The sequence below is a fragment of the Arthrobacter sp. YAF17 genome, assembly GCF_052113365.1.
GTDB lineage: Bacteria > Actinomycetota > Actinomycetes > Actinomycetales > Micrococcaceae > Arthrobacter.
This window is the reverse complement of the sequence record NZ_JBFRDB010000005.1, coordinates 104,933-125,325: the sequence shown is the minus strand read 5'-3', so window position 1 is coordinate 125,325 and position 20,393 is coordinate 104,933. Positions and strand designations below refer to the sequence as shown.

Here is a 20,393-nt window from a genome sequence, read left to right as displayed (position 1 = left end):
CTGAGGACGCCGGAATGATCAAGGAACCTGACGGCCGCCGCAGGCCGCACACTGACGGGCTGCCCAAGACCGAGCCGATGTCGGCCACGCAGGTGCGGCAGAACGCCGCGGCCAAGCGGATGCTGCGCCGGCTGGTCCAGGGGGAGAACCCGCCCACCGCGCCGATGAGCATCGTGGACCGGCTCGCCGGCAGCCCCTACGCCAACCCGATGATCCAGGTGGGCGGGGTTGATGCCTCGGCCCGGAAGACCATCGACTTCGCGCTGCACCTGGCCGAGTCCATGTTCCGTTACGGCGCCGGTGCCCTCGAAGTGGAAACCAGCATCATCGCCATTACGGCCGCGCTGGGCCTCAAACACATCGAGGTGGACATCACCAACCAGTCGGTGGCCATCAATTACGCTCCCAAGGACCAGACGCCGATCTCGCTGCTGCGCGTCGTGCGGTCCTGGACCAACAACTACGCCGGCCTGTCCCAGGTCCACCAGCTGGTCACTGAAATCGTGGCCGGCGGGGTGGGCCGTGACGAGGCCGTGCGCAGGCTTGAGGAGATCACCCGCAGCGCCAAACCCTTCCCCCGCTGGATGGTCACCGTGGCGTTCGGAATCTTCTCCGCCGCCTTTGTTGGTGTCCTGGGCGGCGGACCGGGCGCCTCCGCGGTGGCATTCGTGTCCAACCTGCTGGTCAGCCTGCTGGCCCGGCAGTTGGGCCGCTGGCGTACCCCGGACTTCTTCATCACGGCCTCCTGTTCATTCCTGGTCACCTTCATCGCCCTGCTGTTATGGCGTTTCGGCGGCCTGGTGGGAATTCAGATTCCTCCGGCAATCGTGGTGGTCGGGGGGATCCTGCTGCTCCTGCCGACCGGGCGGCTGGTCTCCTCGGTCCAGGATGCGATCAACGGCTTCCCGGTCACCGCGGCCGGCCGGTTCCTGTCCACCATGCTGACCTTCGGCGCGCTCGTGGCCGGAATCGCCGTGGGATTCGTGGTGGGGGACATGATGGCGATGGAATCCATCGACGTCACCGAAACATTCCCGCCGGCGTATCCCTTGTTCGTGGTGATCCTTCTGATCGCCATTGCGGTGCTGATGATCGGCATCACCGAACAAACAAGCTGGACCCTGCTGCTGCCGACGGCGGCCGTGGGGGTGGTGGGCTATCTGGTCCTGTTGGAGGCAGGGAACCTGGGCATCGGCCAGCGTTTTTCGCCGGCCGTGGCCGCCGTCGTCATCGGCCTGCTTGCGCGGGTGGTGGCGCTCCGGATGGGCGCCCCCCAGCTGGTGGTCGCCGTGCCGGCCGCGCTGATCCTGCTCCCCGGCCTCACCATATTCCGTTCCATGTATGTACTGACCATCGAGGAATCGGAAATCCTGCTCGGCGCGGGGGGCATGCTCAACGCCGGTGCCATCGTGATGGGTGTGGCGGCCGGCGTCGTCCTCGGTGACACCCTTGCCCGGCCCCTGACCCGCGGCCTGGCCAGCAACGAACGACGGCGGGCGCGGCGCCGCTAAGCCTCCCGCAGACTGCGCCCCGGGTTTCCCCACCTTTGGCGGGTTCCGACGGCGTGGCGGGCCGCCACTCGGGGGAGTCCCGCCGTCGGGATGGCAAAGGTGGGGAAACTCCCCGGCGCCGTCAGGTCTTGGCTGTCCTAAATCTTCCCGGTCAGAGTTTCCCTATGGGGAGCTTCTTCTCCGCCTGGAAGTCGTCCTCCACACGGCCGTTTGCCCAGTAGCCGGACAGTGACACCTGAGCGCGTTCCAGCCCGTGGTGCACGTACAGCACATCCCGCAGGCTCTTCATGTAGCCGCGCTCGCCGTGCGCAAAGACGTGCACCCGGCCCTCGGGCCAGTCGGCGTCGCGCACGGCCGTGACCAGCAGGTCACTGGCCCCCGCCGGCACGCCGCCGCGCAGGAGCCAGCGAAGCTCGACGCCGGCCGGCGCGGCAATTGCCTGGACGTCCGCGTCGCCGTCCACCTCGAGGAAGGCGAGTCCGCGGGCGTCCGCCGGGAGCGATTCGATCGATGCACCGATGGCTGGCAGCGCTGACTCATCACCCGCGAACAGGTACCAATCCGCGGCCGGATCCGGGTTGTAGCCGCCGCCCGGGCCGGTGAACACCAGGGCGTCGCCGGGCTGAGCTGACGCTGCCCACGGTCCGGCCAGGCCTTCGTCCCCGTGGATCACGAAGTCGATGGCGAGTTCCCCGGCCGCCTCGTCGACCCAGCGGACGGTGTAGGTCCGGGTGTGCGGCCACTGCTCCCGCGGCATGGACTCCCGGATTTCCCAGAGGTCCAGCGGTTCCGGGTAGGTGATCCCGGGCTGCGGGAACACGATCTTGACGTAACGGTCCACGAAGGCGTTGTTCACGTAACCGGCGAAACCCGGGCCGCCGGCGATGATCCGGACCATGTGCGGCGAGAGCTGCTCGCGGCGCAGGACGGTGAGGTTGGTCTGCGGGCGGGAATTCCGGGTGGCCGAGGTGGCGGCGGGCACTGATGTCATAGTGCCAAGCCTAGCCAAGAAGCCTGAGCCCGGCCCCCACTGTGAAGCCGGCTAGGGAAGCGGCGGCAGTTCCCAGTCCACCGTGCCGTCGCCCTGTTCCCGCAGCAGCGTATTGGCCCGGCTGAAAGGCCGGGACCCGAAGAATCCCCGCGCGGCCGAGAGCGGGCTCGGATGGGCGCTGGCGATCACCGGGGTGGCACCCAGCAGCGGACGCACGGTCTCGGCGTCCTTGCCCCACAGGATCGCCACGAGCGGCGCGGGCGCGCCGCTCGGCGTCGTGCGGTTCACCAGGGCGCTGATTGCCGCCGCCGTGATGGCTTCCCATCCCTTGTTCCGGTGCGAGCCGGCCGCCCCTGCCCGGACACTGAGAACTCTGTTGAGCAGCAGTACACCCTGGTCCGCCCAGCCGCCCAGGTCGCCGTGGATCCGCGGCGGGAGCCCCAGATCGGCGTCGAGTTCCTTGTAAATATTTGCCAGGCTTCGCGGGATGGGCCGGGTGGCGCCGTCCACGGCGAAGGACAGCCCCACGGCGTGGCCCGGAGTCGGATACGGGTCCTGGCCCACGATCAGCACCCTGACATCCGCCAGCGGTTGCCGGAATGCCCGCAGGACGCTCGACGGCGGCGGCAGGACCGCGTGGCCACCGGAAACCTCGTCGCCCAGGAAGCGCAGGACATCCCGCAACTGCCCCTCGGCCGGCGCCAGCACTTCGGCCCAGCCGGGAGCCAAGAGCTCATTCAGCGGCAGGGCGGCCAGTCCGGCGTAGCCGACGGCCTCGGCTGCGGGGGCCCCCAGCTCAAACAAGGCATCGGAATCAAGGGAATCGGAGTTCGGCACAGGGCCATTCTCGCAGGGCGGCAAATGACAACCCTGTTATTCGTCCGTAGCATGGGGGAAGACTTTTCACCGGAACCAGCCGGGCCGGAACAAGCAGGGAGTGTGTGGTGGCCGAACAAGCGCAAGAGCACCTTTCGACGGCGGAGTCCGTTGCCGCGGATGTCCGCGCCGAGTCGCCCCTGAGTAGCCGGGATCAGCAGATGCTGGCGCTGGAACGGCAATGGTGGAAGTACGCCGGAGCCAAGGAACAAGCGATCCGGGAACTGTTCGATCTCTCCGCCACGCACTACTACCAGATCCTCAATGCCCTCATAGATACCGAGGATGCGCTGGCTCATGATCCGATGTTGGTGAAGAGATTGCGTAGACTACGTACGTCACGCCAACGTGCGCGCACTGCCCGCCGCTTGGGCTCAGACGCATAAAAGCACAGCCGGATGCGCGGATTCCCACGCACCAGCCGGCGTGGACAATTCGTCAGAAATCAGCAAGGACGTCGTTCTACCATGACCAAATACGCTCGGGATGAATTTGATCGGATCCCGGAGACCTCCACGCGCCAGGGTGTCCACCGGGCCGTCGCCGAATCCAGCCGCCGCCGTCTGGCGCCCATCCTGGCCGTCGGCGCTGCGGCCCTGGCCGTTGGCCTCGTGGCCTTCCTGATTCTGCCGAAACTCGGATTCTCCACCGGCGGTAACACGGTGGCCGTTTCGGCCGAGCAGGGTGCCGACAGTGCCGCAGCATCGCCCGCGCCCACAGCCTCCAGCCCCGCTCCCAGCGAGACACCGTCTGCGGCTGCCACGCCGTCCGCCACGCCGACGCCGACGCCGACTTCCGCCGTCGACAAGACCCAGCCGGTGGCGATTTACAACGGCACCACTACCGCGGGACTGGCCAACCGGGTTGGCGGGACCGTCTCCACCGCCGGCTGGAAGCTCGGCATGCTCGGAAACTGGGGAGGCGTGCCGCAGAAGAGCTCGGTCGTCTTCTACAGTGGCGCCGCGCAGAAGGGCAATGCCGAGGCCCTCGGCAAACTCCTCGGCATCCAAACCGTGGTGGACTCGGCCGAATTCCAAGTGCCGCTCGTCGTGGTGCTGGGCCCCGGCTTCGAGTAGCCCGTTCCGGTTACGCCTGAATAACTATTCGCAGACGGACCGGCCGGCTCCCTGCGCACCGGCCGGACGGTGTGGGTAGAGTACTTGCGGACAACTTTTGCATTCTGCGGCACGCTTTTTGTGTTGTGCATTCTGCCGCCCGCAGTCCGCGGCGCACATCGCGGTGTGCCGCCCGCAATCCGACTGAAAGTGTGGACACCATGGCACTGGGAACCGTCAAATGGTTCAACGCCGAAAAGGGCTACGGCTTCATCACCGTGGACGACTCCGGGGCCGATGTCTTTGTGCACTGGTCAGCGATAGCGGGCGAGGGCTACCGCGCCCTGGATGAGGGGCAGCGCGTGGAACTCGAAGTCGGCGAAGGCGAAAAGGGCCCGCAGGCCGAAAGCGTCCGGCCCGCCTAGTGACCTTCACCTCCGCAGCGCACGTGTCGCAGGACCCTGCCGCAACGATTTCCGGCCGGAAGGCTGCCGGCGGCACGGTCGGGCGCCGGAGGGTGGGCCTGCGGCGCGGCCGGGCCGTGGCCGTGGCGGCTGTTGCCGCCCTGGTCACCACGGCATGTTTGGGTCCGGCGGGCGGTGCCCGTGTCGAGCAAGCCGACGCCAGCGGCGACGGGACCCTGCGGATCGGCCTGATCCTCGACAACACCGGCCCGCAAGACTTCCTCAACGCGCCCCAACTCGCCGCCGCGAAGCTCGCCGTCAAGGAAATCAACGCTGCAGGCGGTCACAAGGGCAAACCGGTGGAGTTGCTTCCGTCGACCGTCAGCGGAGACACCGCAGCGCAGGCCAAGGCACTCGTTGCCGCCAAATCGGACATCGTCATCGGTCCGACGGACTCCAGCCGGGCGCCCGCCGCCATCGACGTCCTGTCCAACGCCAAGGTGGCCATGATTTCCCCCGCGAACACCGCCAGCGGGCTCAGCAGCTACGAGAGCAACGGCTACTACTTCCGCACCTCGGCGGCCGACATCGCCCAGGCCCCCGTTCTCGTCAAGCTAGCCAAGGACAGCGGCGCTGCAACCATTGCCGTTGTGTACGAGGAAGGCGCCTACGGCAAGGGCGTATCCAACGCGGTGGCCGCCGCGGCCAAGCAGGCCGGGCTCGGGCCACTCACCGTCGCCGGGTTCGCCCCGGGACAGGCGCAGCAGGCTGCTGCTGCAGCGAAGGCAGCGGCCCCCGACGCCGTCGTGCTGGTCTCCCGTGCCGGTGCCCAGGGTGCCATCGCCGAGCTGAACAACGCCGGCCTTGCCGGCAAGAAGCTCATCCTCAGCGACGGAGCGGTGAGCCAGTACGGTTCAGGGCTGGGTTCCCGCGCCCTCGACGGTGCGCGGGGGATCCTGCCGGGAACCTTTGCCTCAGCCCACTTCCAGGGCGAGCTGGTTTCCGTGGATCCTGGACTGAAGGACATGACGTTCGCCGCGGAGACCTACGACGCCGTCAACCTTGCCGCCATCGCGGCGGCCGCAGCGCAGGACGACGCCGGCACCTCCATTGCCGCGAGCCTGATCACCGTCTCGGGCGGGACGGGCCCGACGTCAGGCAACGGCGGGCCCGCCGGTGAGGCCGCGGTGTGCAAGAGCTACCAGGAATGCACCGACGCCATCCGGGCAGGCAAACGCCCCGACTACGACGGCGAATCCGGTCCGGTCGGCTTCGATTCCAACGGTGACGTCAGTTCCGCAAACTATGTTGTCTACACCTACGGGCCGGACAACACGGCAACCATGAGCGGCAACGAAACTGCCAGCAGCAGCGGGACTTAATCGCCCGTAGCGTAGTGTGCCGCGCCTGAGAGCCGCCAGCACGCCAATGGAGGGTCATCCTGCGCGGCCACTGCTTGCACTCTCCCCGGGGGAGTGCTAATTATTGAGTTAGCACTCCCGCGTATTGACTGCTAAAACGACGCCCGGTTCGCCCGGCTGCGGAGTTGAGGCAGCCGATCCAGGAGCGAAAGAAATACCTGGCTGGGGTGAGATCCCGGGCCCAACGGCATACAGAGGCCGCCGGGCCAGGGATCGTCCGTCGCGGGCACCGCAGCAAAGGTTCATTCTTAACGACTGTCCCGAAAGGACTACTGCCGTTATGGCCAAGATCATTGCATTTGATGAAGAGGCACGCCGCGGTCTTGAGCGGGGCCTGAACATCCTCGCCGACGCCGTCAAGGTCACCCTCGGCCCGCGTGGACGCAACGTCGTCCTCGAAAAGAAGTGGGGCGCCCCCACGATCACCAACGATGGCGTTTCCATCGCCAAGGAGATCGAGCTGGACGATCCTTACGAGAAGATCGGCGCCGAGCTGGTCAAGGAAGTTGCCAAGAAGACGGACGACGTCGCCGGCGACGGAACCACCACCGCCACCGTGCTGGCACAGGCCCTGGTCAAGGAAGGCCTGCGCAACGTCGCGGCCGGCGCTGATCCCCTGTCCCTCAAGCGCGGCATCGAGAAGGCCGTCGAGGCTGTCACCCGCGAGCTCCTGGCCTCCGCCAAGGAAATCGAAACCAAGGAAGAGATCGCCGCCACCGCGTCCATCTCCGCCGGTGACAACGAAATTGGCGCCCTGATTGCCGAAGCCCTGGACAAGGTCGGCAAGGAAGGTGTCATCACCGTCGAGGAGTCCAACACCTTCGGCCTGGAGCTGGAACTCACCGAAGGCATGCGCTTCGACAAGGGCTACATCTCCGCCTACTTCGTCACCGACGCCGAGCGCCAGGAAACGGTCCTCGAGGATCCGTACATCCTGATCGTCAACTCCAAGATCTCCAACGTCAAGGAACTGGTTGCTGTCCTCGAAAAGGTCATGCAGTCCTCCAAGCCGCTGCTGATCATTGCCGAAGACATCGAGGGCGAGGCCCTGGCCACCCTCATCGTCAACAAGATCCGCGGCACCTTCAAGTCCGTCGCCGTCAAGGCCCCGGGCTTCGGCGACCGCCGTAAGGCGCAGCTCGCGGACATCGCCATCCTCACCGGTGGCCAGGTCATCTCCGAGGAAGTCGGACTCAAGCTGGAGACCGCCGGACTCGAACTCCTGGGCCGCGCCCGCAAGGTCGTTGTCACCAAGGACGAGACCACCATCGTCGAGGGTGCAGGCGACGCTGACCAGATCGCCGGCCGCGTCTCCCAGATCCGCGCCGAGATCGAGAACTCCGATTCGGATTACGACCGCGAGAAGCTGCAGGAACGCCTGGCCAAGCTGGCCGGCGGCGTTGCAGTCATCAAGGCCGGTGCCGCAACCGAAGTTGAGCTCAAGGAACGCAAGCACCGCATTGAGGACGCTGTCCGCAACGCCAAGGCTGCTGTCGAAGAGGGCATCGTCGCCGGCGGTGGCGTTGCCCTGATCCAGGCCGGCGCCAAGGCGTTCGCCAACCTGCAGCTCGCAGGCGACGAGGCAACGGGTGCGAACATCGTCCGCGTCGCCATCGACGCCCCGCTGAAGCAGATCGCCTTCAACGCCGGCCTCGAGCCCGGCGTTGTGGTCGACAAGGTCCGCGGCCTGCCCGCAGGCCACGGCCTGAACGCAGCCACCGGCGAGTACGTCGACCTGCTGGCCGCCGGCATCAACGATCCGGTCAAGGTCACCCGCTCTGCCCTGCAGAACGCGGCGTCCATTGCCGGACTGTTCCTCACCACCGAGGCCGTTGTGGCCGACAAGCCCGAGAAGGCTGGCGCCCCGATGGGCGGCGGCGACGACATGGGCGGCATGGGCGGCATGGGCGGTTTCTAACCACCCGGCCTCCAGGCCCCGAACGCCTGCCTGACGGATTTCCGTCAGCAACGGCACGCTTGACGACGGCGGTCCCTCCTTCGGGTGGGGCCGCCGTCGGCGTTAAGCGGCCCTCTATCAAACGCTCCCTCAGTTGCTGCGGTGGTACGTCCGACGCTCTCTCAGTTGAGACCGGAGGTGAGGAAGCGTTGGGCGGTTTGGGGCCGGAGGCGAGGGAGCATCGGGCGGCATCGAGTGGGGCGGAGGTCTGGCAGGATAGTTCAGTGACGATTACTGCAGCAGCCGACGGTTCGGCTTTAGGAAATCCCGGCCCGGCCGGATGGGCCTGGTACGTGAACGACGACTGCTGGCGTGCGGGGGGATGGCCGCACGGCACCAACAACATGGGCGAGCTCATGGCCGTGCTGGACTTGTTCCGCTCCACCGCGCACCTGCCGGGGGAGGACCTGCACATCCTCTGCGACAGCCAGTACGTCATCAACTCCGTCACCAAATGGATGCCGGGCTGGAAGCGCAAGGGGTGGCGCAAGTCCGACGGCAAGCCGGTCATGAATGTCGACCTGCTCAAGGAAATCGACCAGGCGCTGGTCGGCCGCAAATACAAGTTTGAATGGGTGCGCGGCCACGCCGGGCACGACCTCAACGAGGCGGCGGATGACCGCGCCAGGGCCGCGGCCACGGCCTACCAGCAGGGTGTGGCCGTGCGCCAGGGCCCAGGGTTCGGCGCCGCAGCCGACGCTGCGGCAGAAGCCCCGGCCCCCGCAGCACAGGCGGCACCCACGGCCGCGCAGGCCGCGTCCCGCCCGGCGCACGCCCAGCCAATCGCGGCGCAGGCGCTGACCGGCCGGCAGCAGCTGTTCGGAGAACCGACGCTCTTCGATGAACCCGACCTCTTCAGCGAGCTCGACGAGGACATCACGCCTGCGCCCGGCACGGACGCGAGCCCGGAAGCGATCGTCGAGGCGCTCGAGCGCGAACTCCTCCGGCCGGAAACGCGTGCCGACCTCGGCCGCACCGGGGTGCTGCTGCACCCGGACTTCACCGAAATCGGCAGCTCGGGCCGGATCTGGACCAGGGACGCCATGATGATGTCCTTGGAAGAGAACCCGGGCGGTACCGCCGAGCTGGAAATGCTGGGTGCAGACCGGCTGGGCGAGCAGACCGTCCTCCTGACGTACCGCACCCACACCCGCACGGGAACGGCCCTGCGCAGCTCCCTGTGGGTCCACGACGGCGCTCAATGGCGGCTGCGCTTCCACCAGGGCACCCCGGAAGCCTGAGCCAGCCTCCGCCGCACCGGGGGCCGGTCAGCTGAACCGCTGGGTGTTTGCCTGTTCGGCCTGGGCATAGCTCGCAGCTGCGGAATTCAGCGCCAGGTTGATCGACGCGAGGGATGCCTCGACTTTTCCCTGCGTCAGCGTCCACTCGGCGACGAGAGCCTGGAAATTGGTTGCGGCCGAGCCGCGCCACGTGGCCTGCAGCTCGTCGAGGCCGCGTTTCATGGCCTGGACGTCAGCGCCGATCCGGTCGACCGTGGCTTTGACGTTCGCGGACTTGAGCTGGAGGAGTTCCGTATCGACGGAGATGATGCTCATGGGATGGCCTCTCGACGGTGCCTGATCCGGGCTCTCCGGACACTGCGAGCCTAGGCAGGCCGCGGGACCGGGGAACGGGTCAGGTCCCTGTATGTGGAAAAGGCGTACAGAATCCCGGCCGGTTACTTCCCGGCAGTGTCACGGGCGCCGGAGCCGGCATGGGAACCCTGCTCTTCCATGGCCTCGTCCAGGAACGGCAGGCTGACCACCAGGGTGGCGCCGCCGCCGTCGGTCTTTGTGACCCGGACGGTGCCCGCATGCGAGCCGACGATGGCCGCGACGATCGCGAGTCCCAGCCCGCTGCCTCCGGTCTCCCGGGTGCGGGAGGTGTCGGCGCGGTAGAACCGCTCGAAGATCCGTGCTGCTTCCTCGTCGGGTACGCCGGGGCCGTGGTCACGGACCTCGATGACGGACTGCCGGGTGCCGTCGCCGTCGGTCCGGACGCCGACGGCCAGCTCAATGGGCGTTCCCTCAGGGGTGTAGCGCAGGGAGTTGCCCACGAGATTCCCGACCACCTGCCGCAGTTTGGCCTCGTCGCCCAGGACGGGAGCCGGCCCGGGGGAGCCGCCGTCGAGCCCGGTGAGGGTGATGACGCGGCCGCGGTCGCTCGCCTGGGTGTCCACGACGGCGTCGTTGGCAAGCAGCAGCAGATCGGCGGGCTTCTGTTGGAGCGGCCGTTGCTCGTCGATTCTGGCCAGCAGCAACAGGTCCTCCACCATGGCCCCCATCCGCTTGGCTTCGCTCTCGATCCGCCCCATGGCGGTCGCCACATCCTCCGGGGTGGCCAGGGCGCCGTGCCGGTACAGCTCGGAGAAGCCGCGGATCGTCACGAGCGGTGTGCGCAGTTCATGCGAGGCATCGGCGGCGAAGCGGCGCATTTTGGCTTCGGAGGCCATCCGGGCGGCGAAGGCCGTTTCGATGTGGGCCAGCATGGCATTGAGGGAGCTGCCCAGCCGGCCCACTTCGGTGTTGGGATTTTCGATTTCCACGCGCCGGGACAGATCGCCCGCGGCAATCGCCGCAGCGGTCTTTTCGACCCGGCCCAGCGGCCGGAAGGACCGGGAAATGCTCCAGGTGGCGATAAAGAAGGCCAGGACCAGGGTCAGCAGTCCGACGCCGACCACCACCAGGACGGCGTGTTCCATGACGGAGTCGACCGGCCCGAGGGGGAGCCCAATGACCACTACGGAACTGCGGTTGTTGCTGTCCACGACGTTGAGTGCGACGACCCGCCAGTTGCGTCCGTCCGTGCCGCGGACCTGGAAGGGGTTCTGCTCCCGGTCCGCTGTCTCGGTGGCGGTGATGCTGGTGATATCCGGGTGGATGTCCGGGTCCCCGCCGAACGGCACCGCCGGCTGCCCCGGCGCGAAGAGCATCAGCGAGTAGTCCGTGGGGACGCTATGGTTTTGGTCCCGCAACTGGCTGAAAGACTGCTGTTGGCGCACCGAGGCTACCGCGGCCCGGAGTTTGTCGTCGACCTGACCCTGCAGATAGCTGTGCAGCAGGGTCAGGGTCCCGGCGCCGGTGGCGGTGAGGGCCACCAGCATCAGTGCGGTCATGATGGCGACAAGCTGCGACCTCAGCGACGCCGACTTCCAACGGTGCAGCAACAGGATCAGCGCTTCTCGGCCGTCCGCAGCACGTAGCCGACGCCTCGTTTCGTCTGGATCAGGGCCGGGGCGTCAGGATCAAGGTCCACCTTGCGGCGCAGATAGGAGATGTAGGACTCCACGATCGAGGCGTCTCCGTTGAAGTCGTATTCCCAGACGTGGTCCAGGATCTGGGCCTTGGACAGCACGCGGTTGGGGTTCAGCATGAGGTAGCGCAGGAGTTTGAATTCGGTGGGGGACAGCTCGATCACCGTGCCGCCGCGGCGCACCTCGTGGGCGTCGTCGTCGAGCTCCAGGTCATCGACGCGGATGACCGCGTCGTCGTCCTGCAACGGCTGGGTGCGGCGCAGCACGGCGCGGATGCGGGCCACCACCTCGTCGAGGCTGAACGGCTTGGTGACGTAGTCGTCGCCGCCCACCGTCAGCCCCATCACCTTGTCTTCGGTGTCATCCTTGGCGGTCAGGAAGAGAACGGGGAAGTGCTTGCCTGCGGCGCGCAGCCGGCGGGTGACGGTGAAGCCGTCCATGTCCGGCAGCATGACGTCCAGGACGGCGAGGTCCGGGGAATGGAGATCGGCCGCCGCCAGGGCCTCGCGCCCGTTGGACGCCGAGACGACTTCAAAGCCGGCAAAGCGCAGGGACGTGGACAGCAGCTCGCGGATGTTCGGTTCATCATCGACGACGAGCAGCTTGGCTTCGGGACCGTTCTTTTTCATAATTCCCATGATGCTCCCAGACTCTGGGAGTTTTCTGAATGAAAGATGTGTGTTGCATGCTCCCGCCGCGGCGGTCGCGGGGTACTTGTGGCGGTCAGGTCACTGTCCCGACGTCCTTGGCGTCCATGATCCGGTAGGCGTAGCCCTGCTCGGCCAAGAAGCGCTGGCGCTTGGCCGCGAAGTCCTGGTCCAGCGTGTCCCTGGCCACCAGGGAGTAGAAGCGTGCGGCGCGGCCGTCCTTCTTGGGACGCAGCAGCCGGCCGAGGCGCTGGGCCTCTTCCTGCCGGGAGCCGAAGGAGCCGGAGACCTGGATCGCGACCGAGGCCTCAGGCAGGTCGATGGAGAAGTTGGCGACCTTGGACACCACGAGGGTCTGCACGTCGCCGGCGCGGAAGGCATCGAAGAGCTTCTGGCGTTCCTTGACGGACGTGTCGCCCTTGATCACCGGCGCCTGCAGGCGCTCGCCGATCTCGTCCAGCTGGTCGATGTACTGCCCGATCACCAGCAGCTGCTCCCCGGCATGTTCGGCGACGAGCTGTTCCACCACCAGCGTCTTGGATTCGGACGTGGCGCACAGCCGGTACTTGTCCGCGTCCTCGGCCATTGCGTAGGCCACGCGTTCGTCCCGGGGGAGGTCGATCCGGACTTCGACGCAGTCGGCCGGGGCGATGTAGCCCTGCGCCTCGATGTCCTTCCACGGCGCGTCGTAGCGCTTCGGACCGATCAGGCTGAAGACCTCGCCCTCGCGGCCGTCCTCGCGGACCAGCGTGGCGGTGAGGCCGAGCCGGCGCCGGGCCTGCAAATCCGCGGTCATCCGGAAAATCGGGGCGGGCAGGAGGTGGACCTCGTCATAGATGATGAGTCCCCAGTCGTTGCCGTCCACCAGTTCCAGATGGGGGTACAGCCCGCCCCGCTTAGTGGTCAGAACCTGGTACGTGGCGATGGTGACGGGACGGACTTCCTTGACGGAGCCGGAGTATTCGCCGATCTCCTCTTCGGTCAGGGATGTCCGCTTCAGGAGTTCGTCCTTCCACTGCCTCGCGGACACTGTGTTGGTCACCAGGATCAGGGTCGTGGTGGAGCTTGTGGCCATCGCGGCGGCCCCCACCAGTGTTTTCCCGGCTCCGCAGGGGAGCACGACGACGCCGCTGCCGCCGGCCCAGAAGTTCTCCATTGCCAGCTGCTGGTAGGGGCGGAGCTTCCAGCCGGACTCGTCGAGCATGATGGGGTGCGGCGTGCCGTCGACATAGCCGGCCAGGTCCTCGGCCGGCCAGCCGATCTTCAGCAGAAGCTGCTTGAGCTGCCCGCGCTGGGAGGAGTGCACCACAACGGTTTCGCCATCGATCCGCGGGCCCAGCAGAGGGGCGATCTTCTTGGCGCGGCTGACCTCCTCCAGGACCGGATAGTCGGAGGTGCGCATGACCAGGCCGTGCTGGGGATCTTTTTCGAGCCGCAGCCGGCCGTACCGGGACATGGTCTCTTCGACGTCGATCAGCAGGGAATGCGGCACGGGGAAACGCGAGTACTTCAGCAGCGTGTCCAGCACTTTCTCGGCGTCGAGGCCGGCGGCCCGGGCATTCCAGAGGCCCAGCGGCGTGAGCCGATAGCTGTGCACGTGTTCGGGGGCGCGTTCCAGTTCGGCGAAGGCGGCGATGGCGTGGCGTGCTTCGGTGGCGAGTTCGTGGTCGACTTCGAGCAGGATGGTCTTGTCACTCTGGACGATCAGCGGTCCGTCGTTCACTGGAGCAATTCCTCCGCGGCTTCTACGTCAATAATCCGGTGGATGGACAGTACGCGTTCAGTGTCCTTCTCCGGGTCGAACACCCGGACCCGTCCACCGTTCACTGCTACCGGAACAACGGTTTCCCGCACGGAATTCCCCAGGCTGTCGACGACGTTCATCACCACGCGCTGTTTGAGCCGGATCGCCTTTTGCAAGGTCTCCAGGCCCAGCTGGGTTGCTTCTTCGCTGCCCGGGGCCGCCGTGGAAGGCCCGACGGCGGCCCCCGCGGAGGGCCGCTCGCTGCGCAGCACGGCCAGCTGGGCGTCGACGTCGGCTTCCGGAGGGGCCGTGCGCGGGGCGCTGTAGACCGGGCGGGCACTGCCGGGCAGCGCGGTGGTGCGGCGCAGCCGGATGCCGCCCGCCTCGGATTCCTCGACGGCGGGGGACAGCCCCAGGCTCCGGAGGACCTGCGCTGTGTCCCGCGGAGCGGCGTGCGAGACCAGCACGGTGGGTGCGATCCGGACCAATCCAAGGGCGGAGGCGCCGGGCGTGTTCAGCAGCTCCAGGAGCGCCGTTTCGTCGTCGCTCTGGATGAAACTCACGGCGGAGCCCACCCGCAGCCTGGCATGGCGGGCTGCGGTGTCCTCGATCAGGTACTTCAGCGGCTGCGGGATCGCCGTGGCCGAGTGCAGGCCCAGGAAATCCAGCAGCGCCTGGGCATCCTGGCCCGCGTCGAGCGCGCGCCGGACCGAGGAGACGGAGAAACGGTAGATCGTGGCCGGTCCCTGGCCCTCGGCGTCGGCCATGGTCAGGAGCTTCTCCGTCAGTTCCGGAGCGAGGTAGCCGGGTGCCACGGCGGTGAGGTCCGCCTGGAGCAGCACGTGGTTCAGGGCCGCCGGCAGGTGTTCGCCCAGGATCCCCAGGGCCTCGTCGGGCTGTTCGGCCGCGATGGCCGCCCCGATCTGGCTGAGGGCGCCCGAGCCGATGAGGCCGAGCATCTCCGCCTCGGCCAGGACGCCACGGATGAGGGAACTGAAACGCCGTGCCATCCGGGGCTGGGTCCAGTCGGCGCGCTCCAGCACCGCCGCGGCGTCCAGCACCGGAGCCTGACCGTCCGACGCCGCGGCCTCCTTTGTCAGTTCAGCCAGGATTTCCAGGATCCGCTTCCGGACCACCGGGGCGTCCGGGCGCTGGGCTTCGGCTGAAAGCGCGTTGATGGTACTCCCGGCGGTGCCGCGGTGGACGGCCTGGGCCGCGGCCTGGCCGTTGACGGGCTGCCCGACGAGGGAGGGCGCGCGCTCGCTGGCGAGCCAGGCATTGACGAGCCAGAGCCACTGCTCCTGCCGCGGAAGGGTGAGCCATTCAAGCTGGGCAGGCTGGACCCAGGCGGAACTGTCCACGTCCAGGCGGATGAGGCCGGACAGGGCGCACAACTCCGCCAGCACGCCGGCGTCGTGCATCTCGAGCCGCAGCCCGTCAGCCAGGCGCTTCAGCTCGCGGACGCCCACGCCGCCGCTGCGCAGCGTGACGAGGGGCTGTTCGCGAACAATATAGAGCAGTTCAGCGACCAGCCGCAGGGTCTCGGCGATCGCGCCCAGGGCGGCATTGCGGCGCAGCGCGGCAGAGGTGGAACCCAGCCGCGGCACCGGGGGGGCCAGCGCAAACTTCTCGATGACAAAACCGCCGCGCAGCGAGACGCCGACGCTGTGCGGCAGCTCCACGTGGGCGGCATCGAGCGGCACCAGCAGCCCGCGGGCGAGGAGCCAGTCCACCGGCCCGACGTCGGCGGCCTCGTGCAGCACGGAGGCGCGCCGTTGCGCCTGGGGAACGGCGCCCATGGCCCAGTTCCCGAAGCGTGCGAGCAGCGCGGTGGTGCGTTCCGGGGCGGTGTCAAGGATCTGCCGGAGGGATTCGGGAGTGGCCGTCCAGTGCTGCAGCGACAAGGCGGCTTCCATCGGGGTGGTTGCGGGGGCGACCGCCGCACCGCTGCGGTGGAGCTCCGCGACGAGCTGGACCACGCGCTGCGCGAAGGCCGGTTGGAGCCGCACGAGTTCGGTGTAGCTGCGTCCCAGCCCCGCCGGATAGATCCCGATCACGTCCTTGAGGCTGCCCACCGGCAAGTAGTACCGCTGTTTCGCGCCGGACGGGACTGCGCCGTGCGGGGGGTCCGCCCGGTGGACGAGGGCCAGTTCCTGCAGCGAATGCAGCATCTTTTCGATCGACGCCAGGGTGGAGCCGTTGATCAGCTTCTTCAGCATCGGGGCGGAGGCGCTGTGCCCGGTATCGGTGTTGGTGCACAGGTGCAGGGTTTCGAGGACCTGCATTTCCGGGCGGTTGAGCCGCTCCAGGGCGCGTTGCACGCTAACGCGGCCGCTTGCCCGGGCGGCGAGGGCCGCGAAATCCGGCACGCCCGGTGAAATGAGGTCCGGCCGCGCGGAGAACAAGGCACGCAACGAATCATCGCTGCGTGCCTGCAGTTCCTTGCTGAGCGCGCGGATCAGGGACATCAGTGCAACGCTACCTTTCGTCCGGCCCTCGGGTGCGCCGGCGGGCTGCAACGCCGTCGATCACGAGCAAGAGCATCAGCAGGAAGGCCACGGGAAGCCCGTAGAGCGCCGTGGAGGTAATCCACACCGGCGACACGGCATTGTTGAAGGCCATCGCCATCACGACGCCGACCGCCGCGAGCGACAGCACGGCGGCGACGGCCGCAACGATCAACAGTGGCCGCCGGAAACGCAATGGAGTCATGGAGCTAACGCTAACAGTCCGGCCAGTTCCGCGCCCCAAACGGCCAAAGTGGGCCGGGCACGATAACCTTGAGGGAACAGACCAACACGGTCCGGGCAGTCATACCCTGAACCCGCATATCAATGCGGATGCGGTGACCGTCGGCCGTGTCACCAGCAGAACGAAGAAGGTTGATTACGTGCCTACCGGCAAGGTCAAGTGGTATGACAAGGAAAAGGGCTTCGGATTCCTCGCGGGCGAGGACGGCCAGGAAGTCTTCCTGCCGAAGTCCGCGCTGCCTGAGGGCGTAACCGAGCTCAAAGCAGGCACCCGGGTTGAGTTCGGCGTTGCCGACGGGCGCAAGGGCGCCCAGGCCCTTGGCTTGCGCGTGCTGGACAAGACACCGTCCATCGCCAAGGCCAAGCGGCCCAGTGCGAAGGACCTCGCCCCGCTGGTCCAGGACCTCGTCAGCGTACTGGACAACCTGTCCGGCACACTGTCCGCGGGCAAGTACCCGGAAGGCAACAAGGGCAAAGCGATCGCCGTCGCCCTGCGTAAGGTTGCCGACGAGCTGGACGCGTAAGGCCCGGCGATGACTCCGGAAACCGATCTGACCGGCCCCACAGTTGTGGAGAGCGCAGCCGTGGACAGCACAGGGGTAGATAGCGCTGCGGCCGGTGACAAGAAAGCCGGAACCAAGGCGGGCTCCAAGCCGCGCGCCGGGGTGCCGGCCTGGCGCACCGGCAAGCCGGATGCCTTCCTGGCCGCCGCCGTCGACATCGCGCGTGCTGCCATCGAGGGCATCGCCCCCGCCGAACAGATCGGCCAGCACCTGGCGGCCAAGAGCGAAGGCGACCGCCTGGTCACGCACCTCTTCGAGTCAAAGCTGGCCGGCTACGGCGGCTGGCAGTGGTACGCCGTCCTGACCCGGAACTCCAGGTCCAAGGTAGTTACGGTCGACGAGCTGGGCCTGCTGCCCTCCGAAAACTCGATCCTGGCGCCCGAATGGATTCCGTGGGCCGAACGGGTCCGCCCCGGCGATGAGCAGGGCGAGGAAGAACCCGGAGAAGCCCCAAACGCGGCGCCCCGGGAAGACTCGGACGACGCCACCACCGACGCCGACGCGCCGGAATCCGACGCCGGCGGCGCGCCCGAAGACAATGCCGCCGAGGACGCCGACGACTCTGACGATGCCGACGACGCCGACGACGCCGACGACGCTCCGCAGGGCGCGTTGACCGCCGTGGAGGCTGACTAGCGGTTGGAACTCTCAGGGGCGCTGCGCGGTGAGGGCTGGACATGATGTCCACCTTCAAGTCCCTGCATATCCTGAATTACCGGATCTGGTTCATCGGCGCCATCATCTCCAACATCGGGACCTGGATGCAGCGCACTGCCCAGGACTGGCTGGTCTTTGACCACCTGACCGAGCACGACGCCGGGGCCATGGGCATCACCATGGCACTTCAGCTCGGACCTCAGTTGTTCCTCGCCCCGGTGGCCGGGCTGGTGGCCGACCGCTTCAACCGCAAGCAGCTGCTCGTCCTGACCCAGTCCGCGATGGCACTGTTGAGCGCAGCCCTCGGCATCCTCGTGGTGTCCGGGGCCGCCCAACTGTGGCATGTTTACGGTTTCGCCCTGCTGCTGGGCGTCGTTTCGGCCCTCGACGCCCCCGTGCGCCAGACTTTCGTCTCCGAACTGGTCCGGGACGACTACCTTCCCAACGCGGTGGCCCTCAACRGCGCCTCCTTCAATGTGGCCCGGATGATCGGCCCCGCTGTGGCCGGTATCCTCACGGTCGCTGTCGGCCCCGGCTGGGTTTTCCTGATCAACACGCTGACTTTTGTGGCACTGCTGCTGAGCCTGTGGAAGATACCCTCAGCGTCGCTGCGCCAATTGCCCCGGGCCGCACCCGGTAAGGGCAGGATCCGCGAGGGGCTGAGGTACGTGCGCTTCCGGCCGGACATCGTGGTGGTGCTGGTCGCGGTCTTCATCGTGGGCACCCTGGGCCTGAACTTCGTGCTGTTCATCGCGGCCATGGTCGGCACGGAATTCGGCCTGGACGCCAGCGCCTTCGGGCTGATGAACTCCATCATGGCCATCGGCTCCGTCGCCGGCGCCCTGCTTTCCGCCGGGCGCAAGAAACCCAGGCTGCGGATCATTTTCGGGGCGGCCGGAGCCTTCGGCGTGGCCTCCGGCATAGCCGCGCTGGCGCCCAGCTACTTCTGGTTCGGCGTGGCGCTGGTTCCCGTAGGGCTCTTCGCCATCACGATGATGACCAGCGCCAACGGCTACGTCCAGACGACCACGGATCCCGTGATGCGGGGCCGGGTGATGGCCCTTTACATGGCGATCTTCATGGGAGGCACACCGATCGGGGCGCCCTTCGTGGGCTGGGTCGCGAACGTGGCCGGCCCCCGATGGTCCCTGAGCGTCGCGGCGGCGTCCGGGCTGATCGCGGCCCTGATCGGGCTGGTGTGGATCATCCGTGCCAGGCAATTGCGGATCAGGTATGACCGCCGGGCCCGCGGGCTGCGCCATTTCCGGGTCGTGGCCGCCGGCGCGCCCGGCCATGACGCCACCGGCCCTGACGCGGAAGGCGCCGGCGCAACCGGCGCCTGACGCCGACGGCGCCGCCCGGGGATGCGACACCCGGACGACGCCGCCGACGGCGGTGGAAGCTGGCGCTGCCAGCCCCGCCTGATTCGGGGGAGCTACTTCTTCAGTTCGCCCACAACGAAGTCGATGCATTCCAGCAGCGCCGATACATCGTCCGGCTCGATCGCCACGAACGTTGCGATGCGGAGCTGGTTGCGGCCCAGCTTGCGGTAGGGCTCGGTGTCCACGATGCCGTTGGCGCGGAGCACCTTGGCGATTGCCGCGGCGTCGATGGACTCGTCGAAGTCGATCGTGGCAATGACGTTGGAGCGGTCCTCGGCCTGCGCCACGAACGGGGTAGCGTACTCCGAGGCCTCGGCCCAGCGGTAGATGCGGCCGGCCGAATCCGCGGTGCGCGCGGAGGCGAAGTCCAGACCGCCGCTCGCGTTGAGCCACTGCACCTGGGCGTCGAGGGTGACGAGCGTGGCCAGGGCAGGGGTGTTGTAGGTCTGGTTCAGCCGCGAGTTGTCGATAGCCGTCTGGAGGTCGAGGAAATCCGGGATCCAGCGGCCGCCGGCCTTGATCCGGGCCGCGCGCTCCAGCGCTGCCGGGGAGAACAGGCCAAGCCACAGGCCTCCGTCGGAGGCGAAGTTCTTCTGCGGGGCGAAGTAGTAGACGTCCGTTTCGGCGACGTCGACATCCAACCCGCCGGCCGCCGAGGTGGCGTCAACCAGCACGAGGGAGCCTGCATCGGCGCCGGCCACACGCCGGACCGGAGCTGCCACGCCGGTGGACGTCTCGTTCTGCGGCCAGGCGTAAACGTCGACGCCGGCCTCAGCCCGGGCCGCCGGGCGGGTCCCCGGCTCGGACTTGATGATGGAGGAGTCCGCCAGGAAGGGCGCCTTGTGGGTGGCGGAGGCGAACTTCGAGCCGAATTCGCCGAAGGACAGGTGCTGGGCCTTGTTGTCCACGAGCCCGAAGCTGGCAATGTCCCAGAACGCTGTCGACCCGCCGACGCCCAGGATGACCTCATAGCCCTCGGGTGCGCGGAAGAACTGGCTCAGCCCGCTCCGGACCGATCCCACGAGGTTCTTGACCGGCGCCTGGCGGTGGGAGGTTCCCAGCAGCCCGGAAGCCGCAGCGAGGGCCTCTATCTGTTCCGGGCGGACCTTGGACGGTCCGGCGCCGAACCGGCCGTCCTTGGGCAGGAGGTTGGCGGGAATCGTGATGCTGGTGTCGCTCACA

19 protein-coding genes are annotated in these 20,393 nt (G+C 67.7%); 10 read left to right on the top strand and 9 right to left on the bottom strand.

Annotated elements, in window-relative coordinates; all coding sequences use genetic code 11:
* Positions 1 to 14: 14 nt before the first annotated feature.
* Complete coding sequence (locus AB4Y67_RS06480) at positions 15 to 1,511, top strand: threonine/serine ThrE exporter family protein (protein WP_441404959.1); 1,497 nt, start codon at positions 15 to 17, stop codon at positions 1,509 to 1,511.
* 151 nt (positions 1,512 to 1,662) lie between these two features.
* Here the strand turns inward: AB4Y67_RS06480 and AB4Y67_RS06475 are convergent, their stop codons facing one another.
* Together AB4Y67_RS06475 and AB4Y67_RS06470 are read right to left on the bottom strand one after the other, a co-directional pair.
* Positions 1,663 to 2,502 carry a siderophore-interacting protein gene (locus AB4Y67_RS06475; RefSeq protein WP_441404958.1) on the bottom strand — a complete coding sequence of 280 codons (840 nt, stop codon included), beginning with the start codon at positions 2,500 to 2,502 and terminating at the stop codon, positions 1,663 to 1,665.
* 51 nt (positions 2,503 to 2,553) lie between these two features.
* The gene (locus AB4Y67_RS06470) at positions 2,554 to 3,339 is read right to left on the bottom strand and encodes a uracil-DNA glycosylase (RefSeq protein ID WP_441404957.1); all 786 of its coding nucleotides are present in this window, start codon (positions 3,337 to 3,339) and stop codon (positions 2,554 to 2,556) included.
* Between the two features lie 107 nt (positions 3,340 to 3,446).
* Between AB4Y67_RS06470 and AB4Y67_RS06465 the strand changes: the two genes are divergently transcribed.
* The 6 genes from AB4Y67_RS06465 to AB4Y67_RS06440 all read left to right on the top strand — a co-directional run bounded on the left by AB4Y67_RS06465 (position 3,447) and on the right by AB4Y67_RS06440 (position 9,456).
* Positions 3,447 to 3,764, top strand: coding sequence for a DUF3263 domain-containing protein (locus AB4Y67_RS06465; RefSeq protein ID WP_441404956.1), 318 nt, complete (start codon positions 3,447 to 3,449; stop codon positions 3,762 to 3,764).
* 81 nt (positions 3,765 to 3,845) lie between these two features.
* Positions 3,846 to 4,454, top strand: a complete 609-nt coding sequence (locus tag AB4Y67_RS06460) for a LytR C-terminal domain-containing protein (RefSeq protein WP_441404955.1) — start codon at positions 3,846 to 3,848, stop codon at positions 4,452 to 4,454.
* Positions 4,455 to 4,654: 200 nt separating this feature from the next.
* Positions 4,655 to 4,858 (top strand): cold-shock protein, encoded by a 204-nt coding sequence (locus AB4Y67_RS06455; RefSeq protein ID WP_056426478.1) that lies wholly within the window; start codon positions 4,655 to 4,657, stop codon positions 4,856 to 4,858.
* Between the two features lie 98 nt (positions 4,859 to 4,956).
* Positions 4,957 to 6,219 (top strand): ABC transporter substrate-binding protein, encoded by a 1,263-nt coding sequence (locus tag AB4Y67_RS06450; RefSeq protein WP_441405018.1) that lies wholly within the window; start codon positions 4,957 to 4,959, stop codon positions 6,217 to 6,219.
* A 319-nt stretch (positions 6,220 to 6,538) separates the two neighbouring features.
* Complete coding sequence (gene groL / locus AB4Y67_RS06445; RefSeq protein WP_144673165.1) at positions 6,539 to 8,176, top strand: chaperonin GroEL; 1,638 nt, start codon at positions 6,539 to 6,541, stop codon at positions 8,174 to 8,176.
* Positions 8,177 to 8,439: 263 nt separating this feature from the next.
* Positions 8,440 to 9,456 (top strand): RNase H family protein, encoded by a 1,017-nt coding sequence (locus AB4Y67_RS06440; protein ID WP_441404954.1) that lies wholly within the window; start codon positions 8,440 to 8,442, stop codon positions 9,454 to 9,456.
* A 27-nt stretch (positions 9,457 to 9,483) separates the two neighbouring features.
* Here the strand turns inward: AB4Y67_RS06440 and AB4Y67_RS06435 are convergent, their stop codons facing one another.
* From AB4Y67_RS06435 to AB4Y67_RS06410, 6 genes are all read right to left on the bottom strand, one after another.
* Positions 9,484 to 9,771, bottom strand: coding sequence for a WXG100 family type VII secretion target (locus AB4Y67_RS06435; protein WP_441404953.1), 288 nt, complete (start codon positions 9,769 to 9,771; stop codon positions 9,484 to 9,486).
* 122 nt (positions 9,772 to 9,893) lie between these two features.
* Positions 9,894 to 11,381: an ATP-binding protein gene (locus AB4Y67_RS06430; protein ID WP_441404952.1), complete on the bottom strand. Its 1,488-nt coding sequence runs from the start codon at positions 11,379 to 11,381 to the stop codon at positions 9,894 to 9,896.
* Between the two features lie 5 nt (positions 11,382 to 11,386).
* Positions 11,387 to 12,097, bottom strand: coding sequence for a response regulator transcription factor (locus AB4Y67_RS06425; protein ID WP_441404951.1), 711 nt, complete (start codon positions 12,095 to 12,097; stop codon positions 11,387 to 11,389).
* Positions 12,098 to 12,191: 94 nt separating this feature from the next.
* Positions 12,192 to 13,838 carry a DNA repair helicase XPB gene (locus tag AB4Y67_RS06420; RefSeq protein WP_441404950.1) on the bottom strand — a complete coding sequence of 549 codons (1,647 nt, stop codon included), beginning with the start codon at positions 13,836 to 13,838 and terminating at the stop codon, positions 12,192 to 12,194.
* Entirely contained in the window at positions 13,835 to 16,327 is a 2,493-nt protein-coding gene (locus tag AB4Y67_RS06415) for a helicase-associated domain-containing protein (protein ID WP_441404949.1), read from the bottom strand. The genes AB4Y67_RS06420 and AB4Y67_RS06415 overlap by 4 nt, the downstream gene beginning before the upstream one ends.
* A 10-nt stretch (positions 16,328 to 16,337) precedes the next feature.
* Complete coding sequence (locus tag AB4Y67_RS06410; protein WP_144673147.1) at positions 16,338 to 16,571, bottom strand: hypothetical protein; 234 nt, start codon at positions 16,569 to 16,571, stop codon at positions 16,338 to 16,340.
* Between the two features lie 178 nt (positions 16,572 to 16,749).
* Between AB4Y67_RS06410 and AB4Y67_RS06405 the strand changes: the two genes are divergently transcribed.
* From AB4Y67_RS06405 to AB4Y67_RS06395, 3 genes are read left to right on the top strand one after another with little or no spacing between them, the layout of a single operon-like run.
* Positions 16,750 to 17,133 (top strand): cold-shock protein, encoded by a 384-nt coding sequence (locus tag AB4Y67_RS06405; RefSeq protein WP_024366560.1) that lies wholly within the window; start codon positions 16,750 to 16,752, stop codon positions 17,131 to 17,133.
* A gap of 9 nt (positions 17,134 to 17,142) precedes the next feature.
* A complete protein-coding gene (locus AB4Y67_RS06400; protein ID WP_441404948.1) occupies positions 17,143 to 17,808 on the top strand; it encodes a DUF3027 domain-containing protein in 666 nt (221 codons plus the stop codon).
* 44 nt (positions 17,809 to 17,852) lie between these two features.
* Positions 17,853 to 19,172, top strand: a complete 1,320-nt coding sequence (locus AB4Y67_RS06395; RefSeq protein ID WP_441405017.1) for an MFS transporter — start codon at positions 17,853 to 17,855, stop codon at positions 19,170 to 19,172.
* Positions 19,173 to 19,264: 92 nt separating this feature from the next.
* Here AB4Y67_RS06395 and serC read toward each other — a convergent pair whose 3' ends face one another.
* Positions 19,265 to 20,392, bottom strand: coding sequence for a phosphoserine transaminase (serC, locus tag AB4Y67_RS06390; protein WP_441404947.1), 1,128 nt, complete (start codon positions 20,390 to 20,392; stop codon positions 19,265 to 19,267).
* Between the last annotated feature and the right edge of the window lies 1 nt (position 20,393).

Coding starts and splice junctions, on each gene's coding strand:
- AB4Y67_RS06480 (WP_441404959.1), top strand. CDS start 15: ATGATCAAGGAACCTGACGGCCGCCGCAGGCCGCACACTGACGGGCTG.
- AB4Y67_RS06475 (WP_441404958.1), bottom strand. CDS start 2,502: ATGACATCAGTGCCCGCCGCCACCTCGGCCACCCGGAATTCCCGCCCG.
- AB4Y67_RS06460 (WP_441404955.1), top strand. CDS start 3,846: ATGACCAAATACGCTCGGGATGAATTTGATCGGATCCCGGAGACCTCC.
- AB4Y67_RS06455 (WP_056426478.1), top strand. CDS start 4,655: ATGGCACTGGGAACCGTCAAATGGTTCAACGCCGAAAAGGGCTACGGC.
- groL (WP_144673165.1), top strand. CDS start 6,539: ATGGCCAAGATCATTGCATTTGATGAAGAGGCACGCCGCGGTCTTGAG.
- AB4Y67_RS06435 (WP_441404953.1), bottom strand. CDS start 9,771: ATGAGCATCATCTCCGTCGATACGGAACTCCTCCAGCTCAAGTCCGCG.
- AB4Y67_RS06425 (WP_441404951.1), bottom strand. CDS start 12,097: ATGAAAAAGAACGGTCCCGAAGCCAAGCTGCTCGTCGTCGATGATGAA.
- AB4Y67_RS06415 (WP_441404949.1), bottom strand. CDS start 16,327: ATGTCCCTGATCCGCGCGCTCAGCAAGGAACTGCAGGCACGCAGCGAT.
- AB4Y67_RS06410 (WP_144673147.1), bottom strand. CDS start 16,571: ATGACTCCATTGCGTTTCCGGCGGCCACTGTTGATCGTTGCGGCCGTC.
- AB4Y67_RS06400 (WP_441404948.1), top strand. CDS start 17,143: ATGACTCCGGAAACCGATCTGACCGGCCCCACAGTTGTGGAGAGCGCA.